Here is a 22,019-nt window from a genome sequence, read left to right as displayed (position 1 = left end):
AATGCTTTGATTAATTAGTATTTTCGTTTTTATTTTATTTACTTCTAACTTCTAATTTCTAACCTCATTAGTATCCATACTTTTCTTTCCATCTATTTTTCAAAAACTCTCGAATAATATTTTCTCTCGAGTTATTACCGGGAACATAAATAGGCGTATTGCTCAGTGCATCGGGAAGGAATTCTTGTTCGGCAAAATTGTTCGCGTAATCGTGTGAATATTTGTACTCTTCTCCATAGCCCAACTCCTTCATTAATTTCGTTGGAGCGTTTCTTAAATGTAAGGGAACAGGTAAATCTCCCGTTTGTTTTACGATTTGTTGTGCCGTACCAATAGCCATATAAGAAGCATTACTTTTTGGGGAAGTTGCCAAATAAACCGCACACTGACTCAAAATGATACGGCTCTCAGGATAGCCAATTGTAGCCACCGCCTGAAACGTATTATTAGCCATAATAAAGGCCGTCGGATTAGCATTCCCAATGTCCTCACTTGCCAAAATCAACATCCGTCTGGCTATGAATTTAACGTCCTCTCCGCCTTCAATCATTCGAGCCAACCAATATACCGCCCCGTTGGGGTCACTCCCTCGAATCGATTTTATAAAAGCGGAAACAATGTCATAATGTTGTTCTCCCGTCTTGTCATACAAAACCGTATTTTGTTGCACCAATTCCAAAACTCGCTCATTGGTAATAATAATCGGTTCCGAGGCAGAGGCATTGACTACCAATTCAAATATGTTGAGTAGCTTTCTGCCATCGCCTCCTGATAAACGCAGCAAAGCTTCGGTTTCTTGTAATTCAATTTTTTTGGTAGCCAAAATGGTGTCTGCTTTCATGGCTCTTTCTAGCAGTGCTTCTAAATCCTGTTTGGTAAAAGCATTCAAAATATACACTTGACAACGTGATAGCAAAGCGGGAATCACTTCAAAACTTGGGTTTTCAGTCGTAGCACCAATCAAAGTAATCCATCCTTTTTCAACCGCCGCCAAAAGCGAATCTTGTTGTGATTTACTAAATCGGTGAATCTCATCGATAAACAAAATCGGATTTTTGGCCGTAAACAAACCGCCACTTTGCTTGGCTTTTTCAATCACATCCCGAATGTCCTTCACCCCAGAATTGATGGCGCTCAATTCATAAAAAGGTCGTTTAGATTCTTGTGCAATAATCTGCGCCAGCGTAGTTTTGCCAGTGCCAGGAGGTCCCCACAATAGGAGCGAGGGGATGATTCCATTCTTAATTTGTTGCGTCAACGAGCCGTTGGGTCCCACCAAATGGGTTTGGCTAATATAATCCGTCAATGCTTGTGGCCGAATGCGTTCTGCTAAAGGTGCTTCCATACCACAAAAATAAACATTTTTTATAGTTTTCAGAAGCCAATCCAGCTGTACATTACAAGTCCTCGCACCGCGTTCTTTTTTTTCTAGGCATAAAAGGAGCTTCCTTTGGGCGCTCTTTTCTACCAAGAAAAAAATAGAGCGCGGCACTCCGGGCTTTCCATTCCCATCTGGGCTAAACTTACCACGACACATTAGGTATGACAATTTAGCATTTCTGCTATTTTGGATGTATTTTTGAGAGACCAATAGTATAGCATTTATCCTATGGAAGAAACTCATTTTCAATTTCGTAATCGCGTAGTCTTATTGCCACTACTTTTTTTATTGACGATATGGGTTGTCTATTGGCTCGAAATCCGTTTCCATTTCGATTTTGATCGAAATGGTATTTTACCAAGAACTTTATCGGGATTGCAAGGCATTCTTTTCAGTCCTTTCATCCATTCGGATTTATTACATCTGTATAACAATTCCTTGCCATTACTCGTTTTGTTGACTGCCCTGTCTTATTTTTATCCTAAGCAAACGCTAGCTGTTCTTTGTTTCGGAATACTTTTATCTGGTGTTATTACTTGGGTTATTGGTCGTCCTAATTATCATATTGGTGCTAGTGGACTCATTTATGTTTTAGTCAGTTTTATATTCTTCAAGGGAATTCAAACGCAATATTATCGTTTGGTAGCGCTCTCTTTAACTGTCGTTTTGGTTTATGGTGGTTTGATTTGGTATGTCTTCCCCGAAGTAGATAATACCATTTCTTGGGAAGGTCATTTAGCGGGCTTTATCACTGGTTTTTTGTTGTCTATTGTTTTCAAAGCCGAAGAATATCAAAAAATATACAAATATGACTGGGAACGTCCAGATTATGACCCTTCCCAAGATAAATTTATGCAGCGTTTTGACGAGAAAGGTAACTTTGTTAATCCGCCCAAACCTGAGTTAGAGGAGGAGATAGATCCAATAATGGCGTATTTCACTTCGAATTTACCCATTCATTACGATTGTGTACCCACACAAAAAAAGGAACCAAAACAAGAGTCTTGATTCCTTTAATATTAAGCAATTCGTTATTTTCTATCGAACTGTATTCTATGATTTGCCTTCTACAATCTGCCTTCTATAATCTAACTTCTTTGTCTTACCGCTTCATATAGAAAAGCCCCACAAGCAACAGACACATTTAGTGAGCCAATAGTTCCAAACATAGGTAATTTAGCTTTCTCATCAATAATTTTTAAAACGGATGGATTAATACCTCTATCTTCGGCTCCCATTACAATAGCAGTAGGTTCAGAAAGAGTTACATCATATAAACTTTGATCTGTTTTTTCTGTAGCTGCTACGGTGGTAATTCCGCTTGCTTGCAGTAAGAAAATAGCATCTTTAATATGGTCTACTTTACAAATCGGAATATTAAAAACAGCTCCTGCCGAAGTTTTTACCGTATCTCCATTTACAGGTGCCGAACCTGATTTTTGAACGATTATTCCATTCACACCGGTGCATTCAGCAGTTCTAATGATAGCTCCAAAATTTCTAGCATCAGAAATTCCGTCAAGTACTAAAAATAACGGATTCTTCCCGTTTTCAAGAACTGTCTCAATCAAAGATTCTAAATCAAAAAAGGAAATAGGAGAGATGCTAGCTACCGCGCCTTGATGATTATTGGGGGTCAAACGGTTTAGCTTCTCAACAGGAACGTAAGAGAAATTAATGTTTTCTCTTTTCATGACTTTCATTAAATCTTTCATTAATTCACCACTTGCTTCCTTTTGAATGTAAACTTTATCTACTGTTGCCCCCGCTTGAATCGCTTCAATGATGGCTCTTATCCCAAATATTTGATGTTCTTTTTCCATGGGGTAAAGATATAAAAAAAAACCACCACTAATGAAAGTGATGGTTTTAGTATACTAAGACGATTTTTTAACTATTTAGCAAAAATTGCTGGCCAATTAGCTCCACCTGCTCTTGTAATTTCAGTAGTTCCTGAATCACCATAGGAGTTAATCCAGTCTAATGTGATTTTATTTCCAGAAGCTGATTTAATAGTAAAAGTATACGTTTCGCCATAAAAGTCAGTGCCTGATGCTACTAATTTGTCACAGAACCATGTAACTCTTGCAGTTGCAGAAGTTGCATCAGAATCCCCCCAGCAGTAACCATATTGTCCAAAGGACATATCGCTAATCGTGTAAACACCTGGTGTTGCAGTTGCACCAAAAGTAACTGTTCCAGTTGTACTTCCACCACATGCAGAACCTGACGGCCCTTTTTTCATATTAGTAGAAACAAAAGTATGGGCACCAGCTAAACTTTCTGTAATTGGACATACAACATTGGCGTTGTATTGAAAAGGAGAGGAGAAATAAGCGCCTCCAACAACGTTCGAGTTTGAATTAGCACGTGTAAATACGCGTCCGTCTTTTAAGACCTGTGCTACACGAATTACGAACTGATCAGCACCAGTAAATTGTGCAGTCGTTAATCCTAATTTAGTTTGAAGTTCAGCAATTGTAACCGTTACGTCTGCAAAAGGTAATTCTCTAGTTCCTTTTACAAAAGCTGAAGAAGGAATTGATTTCAATAAAGCTTCTGGTTTAGGATTTGAACCGTTTGCAGTAGAATTGTCTTTAAAAGAAACATATACGTCTATTTTATCCGTCTCTGCACCATTCTTAGCATCTTGTACTTCTAAAGTTACTTGAAACTTACCGGTAGCATCTCCAAGTGGAATACTTGAGCTTCCAACTGTTATGGTGCGTAATGAAGCACCGCTAGTTACATCGTTTAGTACAGTGTCGATAGGGTTGTCTCCTTCGTTACAAGAAAATAAGGTAACGGCAAGCAATACTGCGCTTAATGATTTAAATATTTTTTTCATAATAATTTATTTTTAGTTACCAAAAGGAAAACCTGTTTCAGGATTATTATCCCAGAATACACGTTGAGTTACTTTTGCTTTTTGTTTAATATTTGGATTGGTTCCCGTTACAGAAGCAGGGTATAAGAATGAACGAATAAAACCATCTGCTTTTTCTTCAATGTTAGGTTGAATCATTCTTGGTAATCCTGTTCTTCTGTAGGCGTTGTAAGCATCCGTTCCATTTCCAAAAAGAGAAATAAAGAATTCAGTAATCACTACATCTAGCTTATCAGCAGCTGCAGTATATTTTGTGTCTACAGCTGTTACGTAGGCAGCAACATCAGCTGTAGTTGGAACAAAGCTTGTAATAGCTGTTCTGTCTCTCGTGATAAATCCTTGAACTTTAGCGATGCTTTTAGTTACACCAGCCAACATTAATGCTTTTGCATCTCCTGTACCACCTGGTGATAAGGCCGCTTCGGCTCTCCAAAAATCAACTGTTGAGGCCAAAAGGATTGGTGTAATTCCGCCTCCTAAAGCTCCAAAACTTATACCATTAATGGCTTTAAAAGTATTGTCATCAAAACGTCCTCCTGCAGGATATAGTCCAGAAGCAGTTCTTTTGGCTCTATCATTCGGGATACCCTCATCATTACCATGGTCTCTTCCCCAATAGCCTTGATCATTATCAATTCTGCAATATACATAATTTCCAGCTACATAATGATTTGGTGCAGGCTCAACACTACATCTTAAGTCTTGTTCACTAACAGGAACAGTGCTAACTTGTCTGTAAAAATAATAACGCAAGCGCGGGTCACGAACTGATTTACCGTTTTTCATTTCTTGCATCAGCCAGTTGGCTTGGTATCCAGCTTCAACTCCAGAAGGGGTGTAATTGTTTATATATTCTGGGTGTCTTGCATCAGGATTAGCATTACTTGTACCCCACTGAAATTCAAAGTCTTCTCCTGTTCCAATAAAGTTGTTAGAAGCAATGATAGTATTGAATTTACTAATAGCAGTTGCATCTACTAATCTGGTTTGCAAATAGATTTTCAATTTAATAGTGTTTGCTAATTTTTCCCATTTAGTCCAGTTTCCATTGTAATAAAAATCTTTCGGACTTGCTGGAGCAGAGGCTTTAAAGTTAACAATTGCTTTGTCTAGTAGCACTAAAGCAGCAGCATAAACATCTTTTCCAGAGTCCAATTTTGGAGTTAAGTTAGTAGTGCTTAATGCTTCGCTATAAGGGATGTCACCAAAATAATCTACCAAGGTTACAATAGTGTATGCCTCTATTACTTGTGCAATACCTATGTGCTTTTTAAATCCTTTAGCTTCTGCTAGTGGAGTCATTACTTGAATATTCTTCAAAATAACTTGGTAAGAATCTTCCCAATCACCATTGAAGGTACTTGCGCTGTAGGCATCATCTTGGTAATTACGACCAAACATCCACTTTAAACGGCTTACTTCTGACCCTACTGTTCCAAAACCTTGCATTGTACTAGCAAACTGTGTTTGTATTTTGTTTAATAGTAAGTCTGGGTCTGCTGCGTTTACAGATAAAGCATTTGGATCTTCTCTTAGGTCAAGGCCTGTTGTCTCGCAAGAGGAGAAGGTGACCATACTTACCATTGCAATAAGTAATCCTGTTGATTTTAATATTTTTTTCATAGTTTTTTTAATTTTTAGAATGTAGCTTTTATGCTAAAACCATATCTTTTTCCACTAGGTCCGTTCAAGAAGTCAAAACCTCTACCATTTCCAACTCCTGTACCCAATACGTTTGGATCAAAGTTTACCCCGTCTGGTGTATTAAATGCATTGTAATACAAGTTGTATCCTGCAAGTGTAAAGCTCATACTTCCAAAAGGTGTTTTTTCTAAAACTTTCTTTGGTAAGTTATACCCCAAAGATATTTCATTTAAACGAATGACTGAGCCGTCATATACACTTAATTCATCTGGTCCAAAAGCTACGTTGTTAAAGTAGTATGTAGAGTTGTTAATTTGTATATCGTTTGGTGTTCCATCTTCTTTAACTCCAGGTAAAATGAACGTTTGCAAGCGGTTTTCTGTATCTGTAGTTAAACCTCTACCTAACAAAGCTGCGGCTGTTTGAGAATAAATGTCTCCACCGCTTACATAGCTAATCAAGAAGTTTAGGTTGAAGTTTTTGTAACTTATTGTATTAGTAGTATTTAAAGTGAAATCAGGGTTTGGATTACCAATGATAAATGGACCTGCTTCTGTTGCGTAATCGCCTACATTATTTACTACAAAATTACCATTAGCATCTCTTTTAACTCTAGAACCAACCATTACGCCAATTTGTTCTCCTTCAATAGCTTGGTTACCCAAGTTAGTGAAGCCGGCGATAGTTACTCTTTCTAAATCTCCAAGATCTTTAACAATCATTTCACCTTTGAAGAAATTGGCACCAATATTCCAATTGAAACCATTGTCATCATTACGTATAATATCAACATCTAAATCAACTTCGATACCATTACCTTCTAATCTACCAATATTAGTAAATGTTGATAGGTAACCTGTACTAGGGTCGATAGGAGTTTCAGTAATTAAGTTTTTAGTTTGTCTTCTGAAATAAGAAGCATTAAGTGAAACTCTATTGTCTAAGAATTTTGAGTCAAATCCAAATTCATACTCACTTAGTAACTCAGGCTTTAAGTTAGGATTTCCTAATCTTGATGCAGTTTGTTGCGCAGGATTTACTACCCCATTTATATCTGAAAAGTCTCTAGCAGAACCATCGATATTGTTTGATACTGGGTATGAAGAAGCAAATCCAGCTGATGTACCGTATCCAGCTCTTAGTTTTAAATAATTAAGTCCATTAGTGCTTTTAAGTCCTTCAAACGCTTCCGTCGGAATGAATGACAAAGATGCTGCGGGGTAAGTTATCGAGTTTTCGAAGGTGTTAGATACCCAGTCTTTTCTTGCAGAAAGTTGCAGATATAAATATTTATCATACTCTAAATCGGCTTGACCATAAAGACCCACGATGTTTTGTTTTTCAGTATATTGAATTGGACTTTGTGTTCCGAAATTGAAATGTCTGAAAACATTAAATACTTGTTGTCCAACACTGTTAACTCCTTGTCTATCATAAGTGACGCTTCTAGAAGTTGCACCTGTTTGAAAATTCAAACCTAATTTGTCTGTTAATTGATAGCTACCACTTACAAGGAAGTTATGATCCCAAATCATGTTGTTGTTGTCAAAAGTTCTGTAATTTCCTTGTACTGGTCCTCTTGGCGCTCCAACATTGGTTCCATTTTCATTACGCTCATTGTAAAAATCAAAACCAACTCTATAGTTTAATTTGATGTTGTCATTTAAATCGTAAACTAATGACGTAGTACCAAAAGTTCTGTTAGTCATTTGTTTAACAAACGAGTTGTTTAAGGTCCAATATGGGTTCAAGATATCACTTGCAGAACGGTAACTTACGTTAGCTCCTGTGATAGGATTTTGATATGGCCAATTTTGTAAATCTACGTTACGTGGTGTGTAGAAAAGATCTGCGAAGATAGATAATCCTGTACCTTGAACACCAGATCCATTACTTCTTGCAACAGGTGGTGTCAAGAAGTCAGTTCTAGAAAAGTTCATAGTTCCACTAATAGTGAATTTGTTGCTTAATTTAGATCTACCTCCCACACTAAAAGATGTTCTCTTTAATTCGTTACCAGGAGTAAATCCTTCGTCACTCAAATTACCGAAGTTGAAGTTGTAAGATGTGTTTCCGTCTTCTGATTGACCTGCAATGTTAATACTTGTGTTAACAACAGCACCAATTCTGAAGAAATCTTTTACGTTATTCTTAACGGCTGCATAAGGGATAAATACACCTTGGTATTCAGGGAACGCAGCAGCTAGATTTGCCCTGTTATATGGGTGTGCAACAGTGCCGTCAGCTTGAACTCCAGATCCAGCTGCAGCATAACCACCTAGGCCATCTTTATAAAAACCAGGCCCCCAGTTAGAGAAGAAGTTGCCGTAAGCTTGGTCAAAACCGTTACCAAACTTGTTTTGATAATCTGGTAAAGATGCGATTTGATTCATAAATAAAGATTGATTCACGGTGATTTCATTCTTTTTTGAACCTTTATTGTTTGCTCCTCCTTTTGTAGTGATAAGAATAACTCCATTACGACCTGCAGTACCATATAATGTTGTAGCGGCATATCCTTTAAGGATGTTTACGTTAGCGATGTTGTTAGGATCTAAATCCAAGAAACGGCTTGATCCAGAGTTACCATCAGCAAAGTTTCCATTTGCATTAGTATCACTCGCAAAAGGAACACCATCCACAATAAACAATGGTTGTGTGTTACCAGAAATAGAGTTTAAACCACGGATGTTAATACTTGTTCCAGAACCAGATATACCACTAGTTTGGTTAATTACTACACCTGAAGCTTTTCCATTCAAAACCCTTGCTATATCACCTTCAGCTCTTTGTTCAATATCTGCTGATTTGATTTCGCTTACTGCGTAACCTAGGGCTTTCTTTTCTCTTTTAATTCCTTGTGCAGTCACAACAACACTTTCTAATTCTGTGGTAATGCTCTGCATTTTAACGTTTAGTGTAGTAGATTTTGCAACTACTTCTTCGTTTTTCATTCCCACATAGCTAAATACAAGTACTTGGCTAGTGTTTGCTTTAATGGTGAATTTGCCATCAAAATCAGTTTGTGTTCCAGTTTTTGATCCTTTGATTAATACACTCACACCGGGTATCGGCAATCCTGCATTATCAGAAACAATACCTGAAACAGATCTTTCTTGCGCAATGGTTAATTGCGTCATTAGTACTATTAGAAGTACTAAGAGTCCGTTGAACTTTAGTTTCATTATTTAATTGTTTTGAATTAGTACTCCAAAACTCATAATAATTTGTTAACATTCCTAATCTTTTTTTAACTTTTTTATGCGCGCATCTAAAATTTAACATTATAACATAAATTAACTATACTGTTAAAAAAGTTTATATCGTTGTAGCTATTTGTTCCATTTGTTATAGAAAATTTAAAAAAACCGTTTTTTGTATACATTCCAATGCCAATTCCAATGCCAGTTATATTGTTGTTTTTTTTGAGGATTGTTGAATTACTTTCGTCCTTAAATATTCCATAATCAAGTATAGAGTGGATATATAATGATTGATTGAGGAAATGCCTATATTCAGTTAGTAGGGTGCTTATGTAGTTTCCTTGGAAGCTATTTTCAGCGTAGCCTCTAACAGAATGTAGTCCGCCAAATCGGAATAATTCATTTGTTAAGTATGTCTTGCTGTTCAAATAAAAATTTTGACTTCTAATATTAATACTGTTTTTTGGATTGATTATGAAATTGTGGGTTAGATTCAGGTTAGCAAAGAATTGTTTTTGATTTGAAGTGTTGTTGGTGTTTGAAGTATTCCTACTTCCAATACCTATTCGGATGTTTAATTTGGTTTTTTCTTCAAATAGTATGTTTTTTTTGTTGTTTTTTTGATAGAGAAGTCCAGTGGTTATGAATTGATTTTTATAATCACTGATGATGGTGTTGTTGCTGTTTTGTATATCGCTTGATACTGTTGATTCTATTCCTGTGTAAACTTTTGTTTTAATATTGATGGGGTAAGTTATGTCAACGAGAGTTTTTGAGTTTTGAAAAGTACTGTCTTGTTTGAAAATATTTAAACTGGCCTTAAGTCCAATTGGTGTTCTAAATAAGTAGTCAAGTTTTAAACCTGTATTAAAAGTTTTTTGATCGTTACCGTCGCTTTTCCAGTAGATATAAAACTCTTCACCTTTCTTTAATAGGTTGTTTAATTGGATGTCTAAGTATCCGTTGAGTCTTGTTTTGTCTTGATTGTTGTTTCCAATGGCAATGTATCCATCAAATGAATTTGCTGCTTTTTTTTCTATATATACGTATGCAATTGTTGAGTCATTGCTAAAAAGTACTTCGGGGTCTTTAATTTGTCTTATAAAAGGATAGTTATTGAATTGATCTTTTAATAATTCAATGGTTTTTTGATTTAGTATTTTGTTTTTAAATTTTTTATTGATTTGTGATAAATGATTTTGGGGGAAGTAATTTTGTTTTTTTTCTGAATCATTATTTTTTATTACTATCTGATTGATTTTTCTCTGACTATTGGTTTTTATGCTTAGGTCTGCAATTAATATGTTGTTTTTTCTTTTTATGTCTACTAATTGCGCTTTTACTAGCGGATAACCTTTTGCTTCTAATTTTTTAATAAATTCTTCCAATAAAGTGTTGATTTCGGGGTATTTAATTCTTAAGGTATCTTTATTTGCGTCTTGATCGAATAATTGTTTTAGGTTTTGGTTTTTACCTATATATATATGTATGTTTTTTATTTGCGCTTTTAATTCTATTTCTGTGTGAAATGTACTGTCATTTTTTTTCTCAACAACGCTTGGGTTGTTTTCTATGTAGCCAATTTTTTCTAGTTTATGTGAAGTTAATTGGATTTCTTTTTTTATTGATGTTATGTTGTTGTGAACTCTGTTGTAGTTTAAAGAATCTATTATTTTTGTTTCCTTTTCGGTTTTTCCGGCTATTTTCAAAGTAAGCTTTTGACCAAAGCAAACTTGGAATGTGGTGGTAAATAAGATGAGTGGAAGTAAATATCTCAATGTTATTGGTTTGAATTTAAAGTAACGCAAATATCTGCCGAATGTTATGGAATTCATAATCTAAAATGAGGATATTGAAAATTAATGAATTATGGTTTGTATAGTGAAAAATATTTTATACATTTGCAACCCCGTAAAAAGCGGGAATTTAATATAATAAGAAATTTTTAGTATTAATTATGCCAACAATTCAACAATTAGTAAGAACAGGAAGAACTCAGATAACTAAGAAGAGTAAATCGGTTGCTTTAGATTCTTGTCCTCAAAGAAGAGGGGTTTGTACGCGTGTTTACACTACTACACCAAAAAAACCAAACTCTGCAATGCGTAAAGTTGCGCGTGTACGTTTGACAAATGGTAATGAAGTGAATGCTTACATCCCTGGAGAAGGACACAATTTACAAGAGCACTCGATAGTATTAGTTAGGGGTGGAAGGGTAAAAGATTTGCCAGGAGTTAGATATCACATCGTTCGTGGTGCGCTTGATACGTCAGGTGTTGCTGGAAGAACGCAAAGAAGATCTAAGTATGGTGCTAAACGCCCAAAAGAAGCAAAAAAGTAATTTAAAAAGTTAGAAGCTTGATTTTAGATACAGAGTTATACTAATTCTGTGTTTTTTATTGTGCTAATAATAAAAAAATTAAAAAAAAGACATGAGAAAAAGAGCGGCAAAGAAAAGACCACTTTTACCAGATCCAAGGTTTAATGATCAATTGGTAACACGTTTTGTGAACAACTTAATGTGGGATGGTAAAAAATCTACAGCGTTTAAAGTATTTTATGATGCAATTGACATTATAGAGTCTAAAAAACAAAACGATGAAAAAACTTCATTAGAAATCTGGAAAGATGCTTTAACTAACGTTATGCCACACGTAGAAGTGCGTAGTCGTAGAGTTGGAGGAGCTACATTCCAAATTCCAATGCAAATACGTCCAGACAGAAAAATATCTATGGCTATGAAATGGTTGATTCTTTATTCAAGAAGAAGAAACGAAAAATCAATGGCGCAAAGATTGGCTTCAGAATGTTTAGCTGCGGCTAAAGAAGAAGGAGCTGCTGTTAAGAAAAGAATGGATACTCACAAAATGGCAGAGGCTAACAAAGCTTTCTCTCACTTTAGATTTTAATTCATAAGAAATGGCTAGAGATCTTAAATTTACAAGAAATATTGGAATTGCTGCTCATATTGATGCTGGTAAAACAACAACAACTGAGCGTATATTATTCTATACTGGAAAATCACACAAAATTGGTGAAGTACACGATGGTGCTGCAACAATGGACTGGATGGCGCAAGAGCAAGAAAGAGGTATTACTATTACTTCTGCTGCTACAACTTGTGAATGGAATTTTCCAACTGAGCAAGGTAAAATTTTACCAGAATCTAAACCTTATCACTTCAACATTATCGATACTCCTGGTCACGTTGACTTTACAGTAGAGGTAAACCGTTCGTTGCGTGTACTAGATGGATTGGTTTTCTTGTTTAGTGCAGTTGATGGTGTTGAGCCACAATCTGAAACTAACTGGAGATTAGCGGATCAGTACCGTGTGCCTCGTATGGGGTTTGTTAATAAAATGGACCGTCAAGGATCTAATTTCTTAGCAGTTTGTCAGCAAGTACGCGATATGTTGAAATCTAATGCGGTAGCGATTACTTTGCCTATTGGTGAAGAAAATGATTTCAAAGGAGTAGTTGATTTGGTTAAAAATCAAGCTATTGTTTGGCATGATGCTACTCAAGGTGCTACTTTTGATATTATTGATATCCCTGCGGATATGGTAGATGAAGTAAAAGAGTACAGAGATATTCTTATCGAAGCGGTTGCTGATTACGATGAAAACTTGCTTGATAAATATATGGAAGATCCTGATTCTATTACAGAAGAAGAGATTAACAATGCGTTAAGAGCTGCGACTATGGATATGGCTATCATTCCTATGATTGCTGGTTCGTCTTTCAAAAATAAAGGTGTTCAATTTATGTTGGATGCAGTATGTAAGTACTTGCCATCTCCAATGGATAAAGAAGGAATTTCTGGTATTCATCCAGACGATGCTGAATTGCTTGAAGAAGATCAAACTCAAATCTTGCGTAAGCCAGATGTGAAAGAGCCTTTCGCGGCGTTAGCATTTAAGATTGCTACTGACCCATTCGTAGGTCGTTTAGCATTCTTCCGTGCATACTCTGGAAGATTAGATGCTGGTTCTTATGTTTTGAATACACGTTCTGGTAATAAAGAGAGAATTTCTCGTATCTACCAAATGCATGCTAACAAGCAAAACCCAATCGAGTATATCGAGGCAGGTGATATTGGGGCAGCTGTTGGATTTAAAGATATCAAAACTGGAGATACATTGTGTGATGAAAAACACCCAATTATTCTTGAGTCAATGAAATTTCCAGCACCGGTAATTGGTATTGCTATTGAACCAAAAACTAAAGCTGACGTAGATAAAATGGGTATGGCTTTGGCTAAATTAGCTGAAGAAGATCCAACGTTTACAGTTAGAACTGATGAGGCTTCAGGGCAAACTATTATCTCAGGTATGGGTGAGTTGCACTTGGATATCCTTGTAGATCGTATGAAGCGTGAATTCAAAGTTGAGGTAAATCAAGGTGAGCCTCAGGTTGAATATAAAGAAGCCTTTACTAAATCTGCACAACATAGAGAAACTTACAAAAAACAATCTGGTGGTCGTGGTAAATTTGGTGATATCGTATTTAGAGTTGAGCCTGCAGATGAAGTTGATGGAAAAGTTCCTGTTGGATTGCAGTTTGTTAATGAGGTAAAAGGAGGAAACGTTCCAAAAGAATATATTCCTTCTGTAGAAAAAGGTTTCCGTGAAGCTATGAAAACTGGTCCTTTAGCTGGTTATCAAGTAGATAGTTTGAAAGTAACTTTATTAGATGGATCTTTCCACCCTGTAGATTCTGATGCTCTTTCTTTTGAATTGGCAGCTAGAATGGGTTATAGAGAAGTTGCTAAAGCTGCTGGTGCTATCATTCTTGAGCCGATCATGAAAATGGAAGTTATTACGCCAGAAGAAAACATGGGGGATATCGTTGGTGATATTAACCGTCGTAGAGGTCAAGTTAATGACATGGGTGATAGAAATGGTGCAAAAACTATTAAGGCTGATGTTCCATTATCAGAAATGTTTGGATATGTTACAACTTTAAGAACTTTGTCTTCAGGTCGTGCAACATCTACAATGGAATTTTCACACTACGCTGAAACACCTTCTAATATTTCAGAAGCAGTTATCAAAAAAGCAAAAGGAAACGCATAATCTTTAAGAAAATGAGTCAAAAAATCAGAATAAAATTGAAATCTTACGATCATATGTTGGTGGATAAATCTGCTGAAAAGATTGTGAAAACAGTAAAAACTACTGGTGCTGTGGTAACTGGTCCAATTCCATTGCCTACACACAAAAAATTATTTACAGTATTGCGTTCACCGCACGTAAATAAGAAAGCAAGAGAGCAGTTTGAAGTAATGTCATATAAGAGATTAATTGATATTTATTCTTCTTCATCTAAAACAATTGATGCTTTAATGAAATTAGAATTGCCTAGTGGAGTTGAAGTTGAAATCAAAGTTTAAGTAGTTCTAGAGTATTTAAGAACGCTGTTTTTAGGCAAAAAAATATTTTTTGGATTGTGTGTAAATAAGTTATACCTTTGCACCCACAAAAAAATAGAATTTGCTTAAAAGCTGCGTTCTATATTTATATTTAATAATTAATAATTAATATTTATGTCTGGGTTAATTGGTAGAAAAATCGGCATGACTAGTATTTTCGATGAAAACGGGAAAAATATTCCTTGTACAGTAATCGAAGCTGGACCATGTGTTGTTACCCAAGTCAGAACCAAAGAGGTTGACGGGTATGAAGCGTTGCAACTTGGTTTCGATGACAAAAACGAGAAACATTCCACGAAAGCGGCTCTAGGTCACTTTAAAAAAGCGGGAACTGTTGCTAAGAAAAAAGTCGTTGAATTTCAAGATTTTGCAACTGAACAAAAATTAGGAGATCTTATCGATGTTTCTATTTTTGAAGAAGGAGAATTTGTGGATGTACAAGGTGTGTCTAAAGGTAAAGGTTTTCAAGGGGTTGTGAAACGTCACGGTTTTGGTGGTGTTGGTCAAGCAACTCATGGTCAACATAACCGTTTAAGAGCGCCAGGTTCTGTAGGAGCTTCTTCTTATCCATCTAGAGTATTCAAAGGAATGCGTATGGCTGGAAGAATGGGAGGAGAAAATGTAAAAGTTCAAAACCTTAGAGTTTTAAAAGTAGTTTCTGATAAGAACTTACTAGTTATTAAAGGATGTGTTCCTGGTCATAACAACTCTTATGTAATCATTCAGAAGTAATGGAAGTAAAAGTATTAGATTTCAACGGAAAAGATACTGGAAGAAAAGTTCAACTTTCTGATTCAGTATTCGCAATTGAACCAAATAATCACGCAGTATACCTTGATGTTAAGCAATATCTTGCTAATCAAAGACAAGGTACGCACAAAGCTAAAGAAAGAGCTGAAGTAGCAGGAAGTACTCGTAAGATTAAAAAACAAAAAGGAACTGGTACTGCTCGTGCGGGTAGTGCAAAAAATCCATTGTTTAAAGGTGGTGGAACTGTTTTCGGGCCAAGACCAAGAAGTTATTCATTCAAATTGAATAAAAACTTAAAAAGATTGGCTAGAAAATCTGCTTTCTCTATTAAAGCTAAAGAATCAAACATCATTGTTTTGGAAGACTTTAATTTTGAAACGCCAAGCACTAAAAATTTCATTAATGTTTTGAAAGCTTTAGAGTTAGAAAATAAAAAATCACTATTTATATTGGGTGATACCAATAAAAATGTATATTTGTCGTCACGTAATTTAAAGGCGTCTAATGTTGTAAGTAGTTCAGAATTAAGTACTTACGCTATTTTAAATGCTAATAATTTAGTGCTTTTGGAGAGTTCTTTGGAAGTAATTGAAGATAATTTAAGTAAATAATAGGATATGAGCATCATAATTAAACCTATAGTAACGGAAAAAGTAACCAAAGAAAGTGAAGTTTTGAATCGTTTTGGATTCGAAGTTAACAGAAAAGCAAACAAAGTTGAAATTAAGAAAGCTGTTGAAGCTGCTTACGGAGTAAACGTTGTTAGTGTTAACACTATGAATGTAAGACCAGACAGAACTACGAAATACACTAAAAGTGGTTTAATCAGTGGAAAGACAAATGCAATTAAAAAAGCAATTGTACAAGTACAAGAAGGAGAAACAATTGATTTTTACAACAATATCTAAGATAAAATGTCAGTAAGAAAATTAAAACCTATTACCCCAGGTCAGCGATTTAGAGTTGTGAATGGTTATGACGCTATTACAACTGATAAGCCGGAACGCTCTTTGATAGCGCCGATAAAAAACTCTGGAGGTAGAAATAGTCAAGGAAAGATGACCATGCGTTATACGGGTGGTGGTCACAAGCAGAGATATCGTATTATTGATTTTAAACGTACAAAAGAAGGAATTCCTGCTACGGTAAAATCTATAGAATATGATCCAAATCGTACTGCTTTTATCGCTTTATTAGCTTATGTTGATGGTGAGAAAACTTATGTTATCGCTCAAAATGGTTTGAAAGTTGGTCAGAAAGTAGTTTCTGGTGCAGATTCTCAACCTGAAATTGGTAACACTTTACCTTTAAGTAGAGTTCCACTTGGAACTGTAATTTCTTGCATTGAATTGAGACCGGGTCAAGGAGCTGTAATCGCTCGTTCTGCTGGAACATTTGCTCAATTAATGGCAAGAGATGGAAAATATGCTACCATAAAAATGCCGTCAGGTGAAACAAGATTAATTTTGTTAACGTGTTCGGCTACTATAGGTGCAGTTTCTAATTCAGATCATCAATTAGTTGTATCAGGAAAAGCTGGTAGAACAAGATGGTTGGGAAGAAGACCTAGAACAAGACCTGTTGCAATGAACCCTGTTGATCACCCAATGGGTGGTGGAGAAGGACGTTCTTCTGGTGGACATCCACGTTCAAGAAATGGAATACCAGCTAAAGGTTATAGAACACGTTCTAAGAAAAACCCGAGTAACAAGTATATCGTAGAACGTAGAAAGAAATAATAAGATATGGCACGTTCATTAAAAAAAGGACCTTTCGTTCATTATAAGTTAGAAAAGAAAGTTGAAGAAAACATCGCAGGTGGAAATAAAGGAGTAGTAAAGACTTGGTCTAGAGCTTCTATGATTACTCCAGACTTTGTTGGACAAACTATCGCAGTTCATAACGGTCGTCAGTTTGTACCTGTTTACGTTACAGAAAACATGGTAGGACATAAATTAGGAGAATTTTCACCAACTAGATCTTTTAGAGGTCATGCTGGAGCAAAAAATAAAGGTAAAAAATAAGAAGCAATGGGAGTTCGTAAAAGAGAAACAGCAGATGCGAGAAAAGAGGCTAATAAGTCTATTGCTTTCGCGAAGTTAAATAACTGCCCTACTTCACCTAGAAAAATGCGCTTAGTAGCAGATCTAGTAAGAGGTCAGAAGGTAGAAAGAGCACTTAACATATTAAGATTTAGTTCTAAAGAAGCTTCAAGAAAATTAGAAAAACTATTATTATCTGCAATCAATAACTGGGAGCAAAAAAATAGTGAAGCTAGTTTAGAAGAAGCTGGTTTATTTGTTAAGGAAATCCGTGTAGATGGTGGAATGATGTTGAAAAGACTTCGTCCAGCTCCACAAGGAAGAGCACACAGAATAAGAAAACGTTCTAATCACGTAACAATCGTGCTAGGAGCTATCAATAACACACAAAGCAATTCTTAAGCAGCATGGGACAAAAGACAAATCCAATTGGAAATAGACTTGGTATCATCAGAGGATGGGACTCAAACTGGTATGGTGGAAATGATTACGGTGATAAATTAGCCGAAGATCACAAAATCAGAAAGTATGTTCATGCTCGTTTATCAAAAGCTAGTGTATCAAAAGTAATCATCGAGAGAACTTTAAAACTTGTAACCGTTACTATCACTACTGCTAGACCTGGTATCATTATCGGAAAAGGTGGACAAGAGGTAGACAAGTTGAAAGAAGAACTTAAGAAAATTACTGATAAAGAGGTTCAAATTAACATCTTTGAAATCAAAAGACCTGAACTTGACGCGTATCTAGTTGCTACAAGCATCTGTCGTCAAATTGAAAGTAGAATTTCTTACAGACGTGCTATTAAAATGGCCATCGCAGCCTCTATGCGTATGAATGCTGAAGGAATTAAAGTACTTATTTCTGGTCGTTTGAACGGTGCTGAAATGGCACGTTCAGAAGGATTCAAAGAAGGTAGAATACCTCTATCAACTTTCAGAGCTGATATTGATTATGCACTTGCAGAAGCTCATACTACTTATGGTAGAATGGGAATCAAAGTGTGGATCATGAAAGGTGAAGTTTATGGTAAGAGAGATCTTTCTCCACTTGCTGGCATGGACAAAAAACAAGCTGGTGGTAAAGGTGGTGATTCTCCTAGAGGAGACAGAAAACCTTTTAACAAAGGTGGAAAACCAGACGCTCGTAAAAGAAAGTAAATTTTTAAACTAAAGAAAAATGTTACAGCCTAAAAGAACAAAGTACCGTAAGGTGCAAAAGGGTAGAATGAAAGGGAATTCTCAAAGAGGACATGAACTTTCAAATGGAATGTTTGGTATTAAATCTGTACATGAAGATGGAATGTTCTTAACCTCTCGTCAAATCGAAGCAGCACGTATTGCTGCAACTCGTTACATGAAAAGAGAAGGACAATTATGGATTAAAATATTTCCAGACAAACCAATCACTAAGAAACCTCTTGAGGTACGTATGGGTAAAGGTAAAGGTGCCGTTGAATATTGGGCAGCTGTAGTTAAACCTGGAAGAATTATGTTCGAAGTTGGAGGAGTACCTTTGTCAGTTGCAAAAGAGGCGTTACGTCTTGCAGCTCAAAAGCTTCCAGTAAAAACTAAATTCGTTGTTGCAAGAGATTTCGAAGCATAATCTATATTATATTATGAAACAATCAGAAATAAAAGATCTTTCTGCAGCGGAGTTGCAAGAAAAACTAAGTCAAACTAAAAAGGTTTATGCCGATTTAAAAATGGCTCACGCTATTTCTCCGATCGAAAATCCACTTCAAATAAGAAGTGTACGTAGAACGGTTGCTAGATTAGCTACAGAACTTACTAAAAGAGAGTTACAATAATTGTAATCTGCTGAAAGATGGAAAAAAGAAATTTAAGAAAAGAAAGAATTGGTGTGGTTACTTCAAACAAAATGGATAAGTCTATTGTTGTTGCTCAAGTAACTAAAGTAAAGCACCCATTATACGGTAAGTTCGTGTTGAAAACAAAGAAATTTGTTGCACACGACGAAACAAACGACTGTAACATTGGAGATACTGTAAGAATTAGCGAAACGCGTCCTTTGAGTAAATCAAAATGTTGGAGATTAGTTGAAATCATTGAAAGAGCTAAATAATTATGGTACAACAAGAATCAAGACTAAAAGTAGCAGATAACACAGGAGCTAAAGAAGTTTTAACTATCCGTGTTTTAGGAGGTACCAAAAGAAGGTATGCCTCTGTTGGTGACAAGATTGTAGTTTCTATCAAAGATGCAACTCCAAACGGAAACGTAAAAAAAGGAGCTGTTTCAACTGCAGTTGTTGTACGTACCAAAAAAGAAGTAAGAAGAGCAGATGGTTCATACATCAGATTCGATGACAATGCATGTGTATTGTTAAATGCAGCTGGTGAAATGAGAGGAACTCGTGTTTTTGGTCCGGTAGCAAGAGAACTTCGTGAAAAACAATTCATGAAAATTGTATCATTAGCACCAGAAGTGCTTTAATTCGTTATAAGATGATAAAGCTAAAAATAAAATCAGGAGATATCGTAAGAGTAATTGCTGGAGACCATAAAGGTGCTGAAGGTAAAGTATTACGTGTTTACCGTGAGAAAAACAAAGCGATTGTTGAAGGTGTAAACATGGTTTCTAAACATACGAAGCCAAGTGCTAAAAACCCTCAAGGTGGTATTGTAAAAAAGGAAGCTTCTATACAAATTTCTAACATTGCTCTTATAGATCCTAAAACTAAGGAAACTACAAGAGTAGGTATTAGAGTAGAAGGAGATAAGAAAGTAAGATTTTCAAAAAAATCTAATCAAGTACTATAGTAATGGCATATATACCTAGACTAAAAGAAGAATATAAGAGCAGAGTTATTGCTGCTCTTAAAGAAGAGTTCGGTTACTCAAATATAATGGAAGTTCCAAAATTGGAAAAAATTGTTTTGAGTAAAGGAGTTGGTGCAGCAGTATCTGATAAAAAACTAATTGACTATGCAGTTGAGGAGTTGACTAAGATTACTGGACAAAAAGCAGTAGCTACTATTTCTAAGAAAGATGTTGCGTCTTTTAAACTTAGAAAAGGTATGCCTATTGGTGCAAAAGTGACTTTACGTGGAGAAAGAATGTATGAGTTTTTAGATAGACTTATAACATCATCTTTACCTCGTGTAAGAGACTTCAGTGGTATTAAATCTACAGGTTTTGACGGAAGAGGAAATTATAACTTAGGTGTTTTAGAGCAAATCATTTTCCCAGAAATTGATATCGATAAAGTAAACAAAATATCTGGTATGGATATTTCCTTTGTTACTTCTGCAAAAACAGATAAAGAAGCAAAGTCATTGTTGGCTGAATTAGGTTTACCTTTTAAAAAGAATTAAGATATGGCTAAAGAATCAATGAAAGCCCGTGAGGTGAAAAGAGAAAAAACGGTAGCTAAGTATGCTGAGAAAAGAAAAGCTTTGTTAGAAGCTGGAGATTTCGTAGGTTTGCAAAAATTACCGAAAAATGCTTCGCCAGTTCGTTTGCACAATCGTTGTAAATTAACAGGTAGACCAAGAGGGTATATGCGTCAATTCGGTATTTCACGTGTTACATTCCGTGAAATGGCTAATAATGGATTGATACCAGGTGTTAAAAAAGCATCTTGGTAGAAAAATAATATTCAGACGTGAGTAATCACGTCTGTTTTTTCACATTTATAAACTGGTTTCAGGTTCGAATAGTTCGAAAACCGTTACCGCAAATTAATACATATGTATACAGATCCAATTGCAGATTATTTGACGAGAGTTAGAAACGCTGTGGCTGCAAACCACAAAGTTGTTGAAATTCCGGCTTCTAATCTAAAAAAAGAAATAACTAAGATCTTATTTGATCAAGGTTACATCTTAAGTTACAAATTTGAGAACAACACCGTTCAGGGTTCTATCAAAATTGCTTTGAAGTACGATAAAGTTACTAAAGAGCCTGTGATTAAAGATATCCAAAGAATTAGTAAACCAGGTTTACGTAAATATGCAGGTGCTTCTAAATTGCCTAGAATCCTTAATGGATTAGGAATTGCTATTGTTTCTACATCAAAAGGTTTGATGACAGGAAAACAAGCTAAGCAATTGAATGTTGGAGGAGAAGTAATTTGTTACGTATACTAATTTTTAAAGACTAGATAAGATGTCAAGAATAGGTAAAAGTCCAATTGTAATCCCTGCCGGAGTAACTGTTGAAGTTAAAGATGGTATTATTACTGTAAAAGGAAAAAATGGTCAACTAACGCAGGAATTCTCAGATGTTACTGTAAAAGTTGAAGACGGTCAAGTTACAATTGAAAGATCGTCTGATCATAAAGACCAAAGAGCAAAACACGGTTTGTATCGTTCTTTAATCAATAACATGATTGTTGGTGTAAGTGAAGGTTTTACTAAATCTTTAGAATTGGTTGGAGTTGGTTATAGAGCTTCAAATCAAGGACAAAAACTAGATTTAGCCTTAGGTTTTTCTCATAATATTATTTTAGAGATTGCTCCAGAGGTAACTTTGGAAACTATTTCTGAAAAAGGAAAGAACCCAATTGTTAAGTTAACTTCTTTTGACAAACAACTTTTAGGACAAGTTGCAGCCAAAATTAGAGGTTTCCGTAAACCAGAGCCTTACAAAGGTAAAGGGGTTAAATTTGTAGGTGAAGTATTAAGAAGAAAAGCAGGTAAATCAGCTTAAAAAATAAG

Annotated in this window: 27 protein-coding genes; 21 read left to right on the top strand and 6 right to left on the bottom strand. The window is 35.6% G+C overall.

What is annotated here, in order from left to right; all coding sequences use genetic code 11:
- Positions 1–67: 67 nt before the first annotated feature.
- On the bottom strand, positions 68–1,345 hold the full coding sequence (locus WFZ86_RS02470; RefSeq protein WP_342690450.1) for a replication-associated recombination protein A: 1,278 nt from the start codon (positions 1,343–1,345) through the stop codon (positions 68–70).
- 264 nt (positions 1,346–1,609) lie between these two features.
- Between WFZ86_RS02470 and WFZ86_RS02465 the strand changes: the two genes are divergently transcribed.
- Positions 1,610–2,389, top strand: a complete 780-nt coding sequence (locus WFZ86_RS02465; protein ID WP_342690449.1) for a rhomboid family intramembrane serine protease — start codon at positions 1,610–1,612, stop codon at positions 2,387–2,389.
- 80 nt (positions 2,390–2,469) lie between these two features.
- Here the strand turns inward: WFZ86_RS02465 and rlmB are convergent, their stop codons facing one another.
- From rlmB to WFZ86_RS02440, 5 genes are all read right to left on the bottom strand, one after another.
- Entirely contained in the window at positions 2,470–3,204 is a 735-nt protein-coding gene (gene rlmB, locus WFZ86_RS02460; RefSeq protein ID WP_342690448.1) for a 23S rRNA (guanosine(2251)-2'-O)-methyltransferase RlmB, read from the bottom strand.
- A 71-nt stretch (positions 3,205–3,275) separates the two neighbouring features.
- The gene (locus WFZ86_RS02455; RefSeq protein WP_342690447.1) at positions 3,276–4,229 is read right to left on the bottom strand and encodes a hypothetical protein; all 954 of its coding nucleotides are present in this window, start codon (positions 4,227–4,229) and stop codon (positions 3,276–3,278) included.
- Between the two features lie 12 nt (positions 4,230–4,241).
- A complete protein-coding gene (locus WFZ86_RS02450; protein WP_342690446.1) occupies positions 4,242–5,891 on the bottom strand; it encodes a SusD/RagB family nutrient-binding outer membrane lipoprotein in 1,650 nt (549 codons plus the stop codon).
- 14 nt (positions 5,892–5,905) lie between these two features.
- On the bottom strand, positions 5,906–9,097 hold the full coding sequence (locus WFZ86_RS02445) for a SusC/RagA family TonB-linked outer membrane protein (protein ID WP_342690445.1): 3,192 nt from the start codon (positions 9,095–9,097) through the stop codon (positions 5,906–5,908).
- Positions 9,098–9,183: 86 nt separating this feature from the next.
- Complete coding sequence (locus WFZ86_RS02440) at positions 9,184–10,893, bottom strand: BamA/TamA family outer membrane protein (RefSeq protein ID WP_342690444.1); 1,710 nt, start codon at positions 10,891–10,893, stop codon at positions 9,184–9,186.
- Between the two features lie 179 nt (positions 10,894–11,072).
- On the opposite strand from WFZ86_RS02440, the gene rpsL reads away from it, so the two are divergent.
- The 20 genes from rpsL (at position 11,073) to rplF (ending at position 22,011) form a co-directional block, all read left to right on the top strand.
- Positions 11,073–11,456 (top strand): 30S ribosomal protein S12, encoded by a 384-nt coding sequence (gene rpsL, locus WFZ86_RS02435; RefSeq protein WP_007136570.1) that lies wholly within the window; start codon positions 11,073–11,075, stop codon positions 11,454–11,456.
- Positions 11,457–11,547: 91 nt separating this feature from the next.
- The gene (gene rpsG, locus WFZ86_RS02430; protein WP_017495022.1) at positions 11,548–12,024 is read left to right on the top strand and encodes a 30S ribosomal protein S7; all 477 of its coding nucleotides are present in this window, start codon (positions 11,548–11,550) and stop codon (positions 12,022–12,024) included.
- A 10-nt stretch (positions 12,025–12,034) separates the two neighbouring features.
- Positions 12,035–14,191: an elongation factor G gene (gene fusA, locus WFZ86_RS02425; RefSeq protein ID WP_159687111.1), complete on the top strand. Its 2,157-nt coding sequence runs from the start codon at positions 12,035–12,037 to the stop codon at positions 14,189–14,191.
- An 11-nt stretch (positions 14,192–14,202) separates the two neighbouring features.
- Positions 14,203–14,508, top strand: coding sequence for a 30S ribosomal protein S10 (gene rpsJ, locus WFZ86_RS02420; RefSeq protein ID WP_007803605.1), 306 nt, complete (start codon positions 14,203–14,205; stop codon positions 14,506–14,508).
- Positions 14,509–14,661: 153 nt separating this feature from the next.
- Positions 14,662–15,279, top strand: coding sequence for a 50S ribosomal protein L3 (rplC, locus tag WFZ86_RS02415; protein ID WP_024981507.1), 618 nt, complete (start codon positions 14,662–14,664; stop codon positions 15,277–15,279).
- Positions 15,279–15,908, top strand: a complete 630-nt coding sequence (rplD, locus tag WFZ86_RS02410) for a 50S ribosomal protein L4 (RefSeq protein ID WP_159687109.1) — start codon at positions 15,279–15,281, stop codon at positions 15,906–15,908. Before rplC ends, rplD begins: the two co-directional genes overlap by 1 nt.
- 6 nt (positions 15,909–15,914) lie before the next feature.
- Entirely contained in the window at positions 15,915–16,205 is a 291-nt protein-coding gene (rplW, locus tag WFZ86_RS02405; protein ID WP_064716180.1) for a 50S ribosomal protein L23, read from the top strand.
- Positions 16,206–16,211: 6 nt separating this feature from the next.
- On the top strand, positions 16,212–17,036 hold the full coding sequence (rplB, locus tag WFZ86_RS02400) for a 50S ribosomal protein L2 (protein ID WP_342690443.1): 825 nt from the start codon (positions 16,212–16,214) through the stop codon (positions 17,034–17,036).
- A 6-nt stretch (positions 17,037–17,042) separates the two neighbouring features.
- Entirely contained in the window at positions 17,043–17,321 is a 279-nt protein-coding gene (gene rpsS, locus WFZ86_RS02395) for a 30S ribosomal protein S19 (protein ID WP_024981511.1), read from the top strand.
- Positions 17,322–17,327: 6 nt separating this feature from the next.
- Positions 17,328–17,741, top strand: a complete 414-nt coding sequence (gene rplV, locus WFZ86_RS02390) for a 50S ribosomal protein L22 (protein WP_024981512.1) — start codon at positions 17,328–17,330, stop codon at positions 17,739–17,741.
- Positions 17,742–17,746: 5 nt separating this feature from the next.
- Positions 17,747–18,499 carry a 30S ribosomal protein S3 gene (gene rpsC, locus WFZ86_RS02385; RefSeq protein WP_342690442.1) on the top strand — a complete coding sequence of 251 codons (753 nt, stop codon included), beginning with the start codon at positions 17,747–17,749 and terminating at the stop codon, positions 18,497–18,499.
- 19 nt (positions 18,500–18,518) lie between these two features.
- Positions 18,519–18,944 carry a 50S ribosomal protein L16 gene (gene rplP, locus WFZ86_RS02380; protein WP_008464295.1) on the top strand — a complete coding sequence of 142 codons (426 nt, stop codon included), beginning with the start codon at positions 18,519–18,521 and terminating at the stop codon, positions 18,942–18,944.
- Between the two features lie 13 nt (positions 18,945–18,957).
- Positions 18,958–19,149, top strand: coding sequence for a 50S ribosomal protein L29 (gene rpmC, locus WFZ86_RS02375; protein WP_031456038.1), 192 nt, complete (start codon positions 18,958–18,960; stop codon positions 19,147–19,149).
- Between the two features lie 17 nt (positions 19,150–19,166).
- Positions 19,167–19,424: a 30S ribosomal protein S17 gene (gene rpsQ, locus WFZ86_RS02370; protein WP_159687102.1), complete on the top strand. Its 258-nt coding sequence runs from the start codon at positions 19,167–19,169 to the stop codon at positions 19,422–19,424.
- 2 nt (positions 19,425–19,426) lie between these two features.
- Positions 19,427–19,795 carry a 50S ribosomal protein L14 gene (gene rplN, locus WFZ86_RS02365; RefSeq protein ID WP_007803649.1) on the top strand — a complete coding sequence of 123 codons (369 nt, stop codon included), beginning with the start codon at positions 19,427–19,429 and terminating at the stop codon, positions 19,793–19,795.
- An 11-nt stretch (positions 19,796–19,806) separates the two neighbouring features.
- Positions 19,807–20,121 (top strand): 50S ribosomal protein L24, encoded by a 315-nt coding sequence (rplX, locus tag WFZ86_RS02360; RefSeq protein ID WP_026727873.1) that lies wholly within the window; start codon positions 19,807–19,809, stop codon positions 20,119–20,121.
- A 2-nt stretch (positions 20,122–20,123) separates the two neighbouring features.
- Positions 20,124–20,675, top strand: coding sequence for a 50S ribosomal protein L5 (rplE, locus tag WFZ86_RS02355; protein ID WP_064716178.1), 552 nt, complete (start codon positions 20,124–20,126; stop codon positions 20,673–20,675).
- A gap of 3 nt (positions 20,676–20,678) precedes the next feature.
- Positions 20,679–20,948, top strand: a complete 270-nt coding sequence (rpsN, locus tag WFZ86_RS02350; protein ID WP_026707007.1) for a 30S ribosomal protein S14 — start codon at positions 20,679–20,681, stop codon at positions 20,946–20,948.
- A gap of 102 nt (positions 20,949–21,050) precedes the next feature.
- Positions 21,051–21,449, top strand: coding sequence for a 30S ribosomal protein S8 (gene rpsH / locus WFZ86_RS02345; RefSeq protein ID WP_064716177.1), 399 nt, complete (start codon positions 21,051–21,053; stop codon positions 21,447–21,449).
- A gap of 19 nt (positions 21,450–21,468) precedes the next feature.
- Complete coding sequence (gene rplF / locus WFZ86_RS02340; protein WP_064716176.1) at positions 21,469–22,011, top strand: 50S ribosomal protein L6; 543 nt, start codon at positions 21,469–21,471, stop codon at positions 22,009–22,011.
- The last annotated feature ends 8 nt before the right edge of the window (positions 22,012–22,019 follow it).

Source organism: Flavobacterium polysaccharolyticum, from assembly GCF_038739875.1.
Taxonomy (GTDB): Bacteria; Bacteroidota; Bacteroidia; order Flavobacteriales; family Flavobacteriaceae; genus Flavobacterium; species Flavobacterium polysaccharolyticum.
Note: the sequence above shows the minus strand (reverse complement) of the source record. Positions and strands in the feature narration are given on the sequence as shown.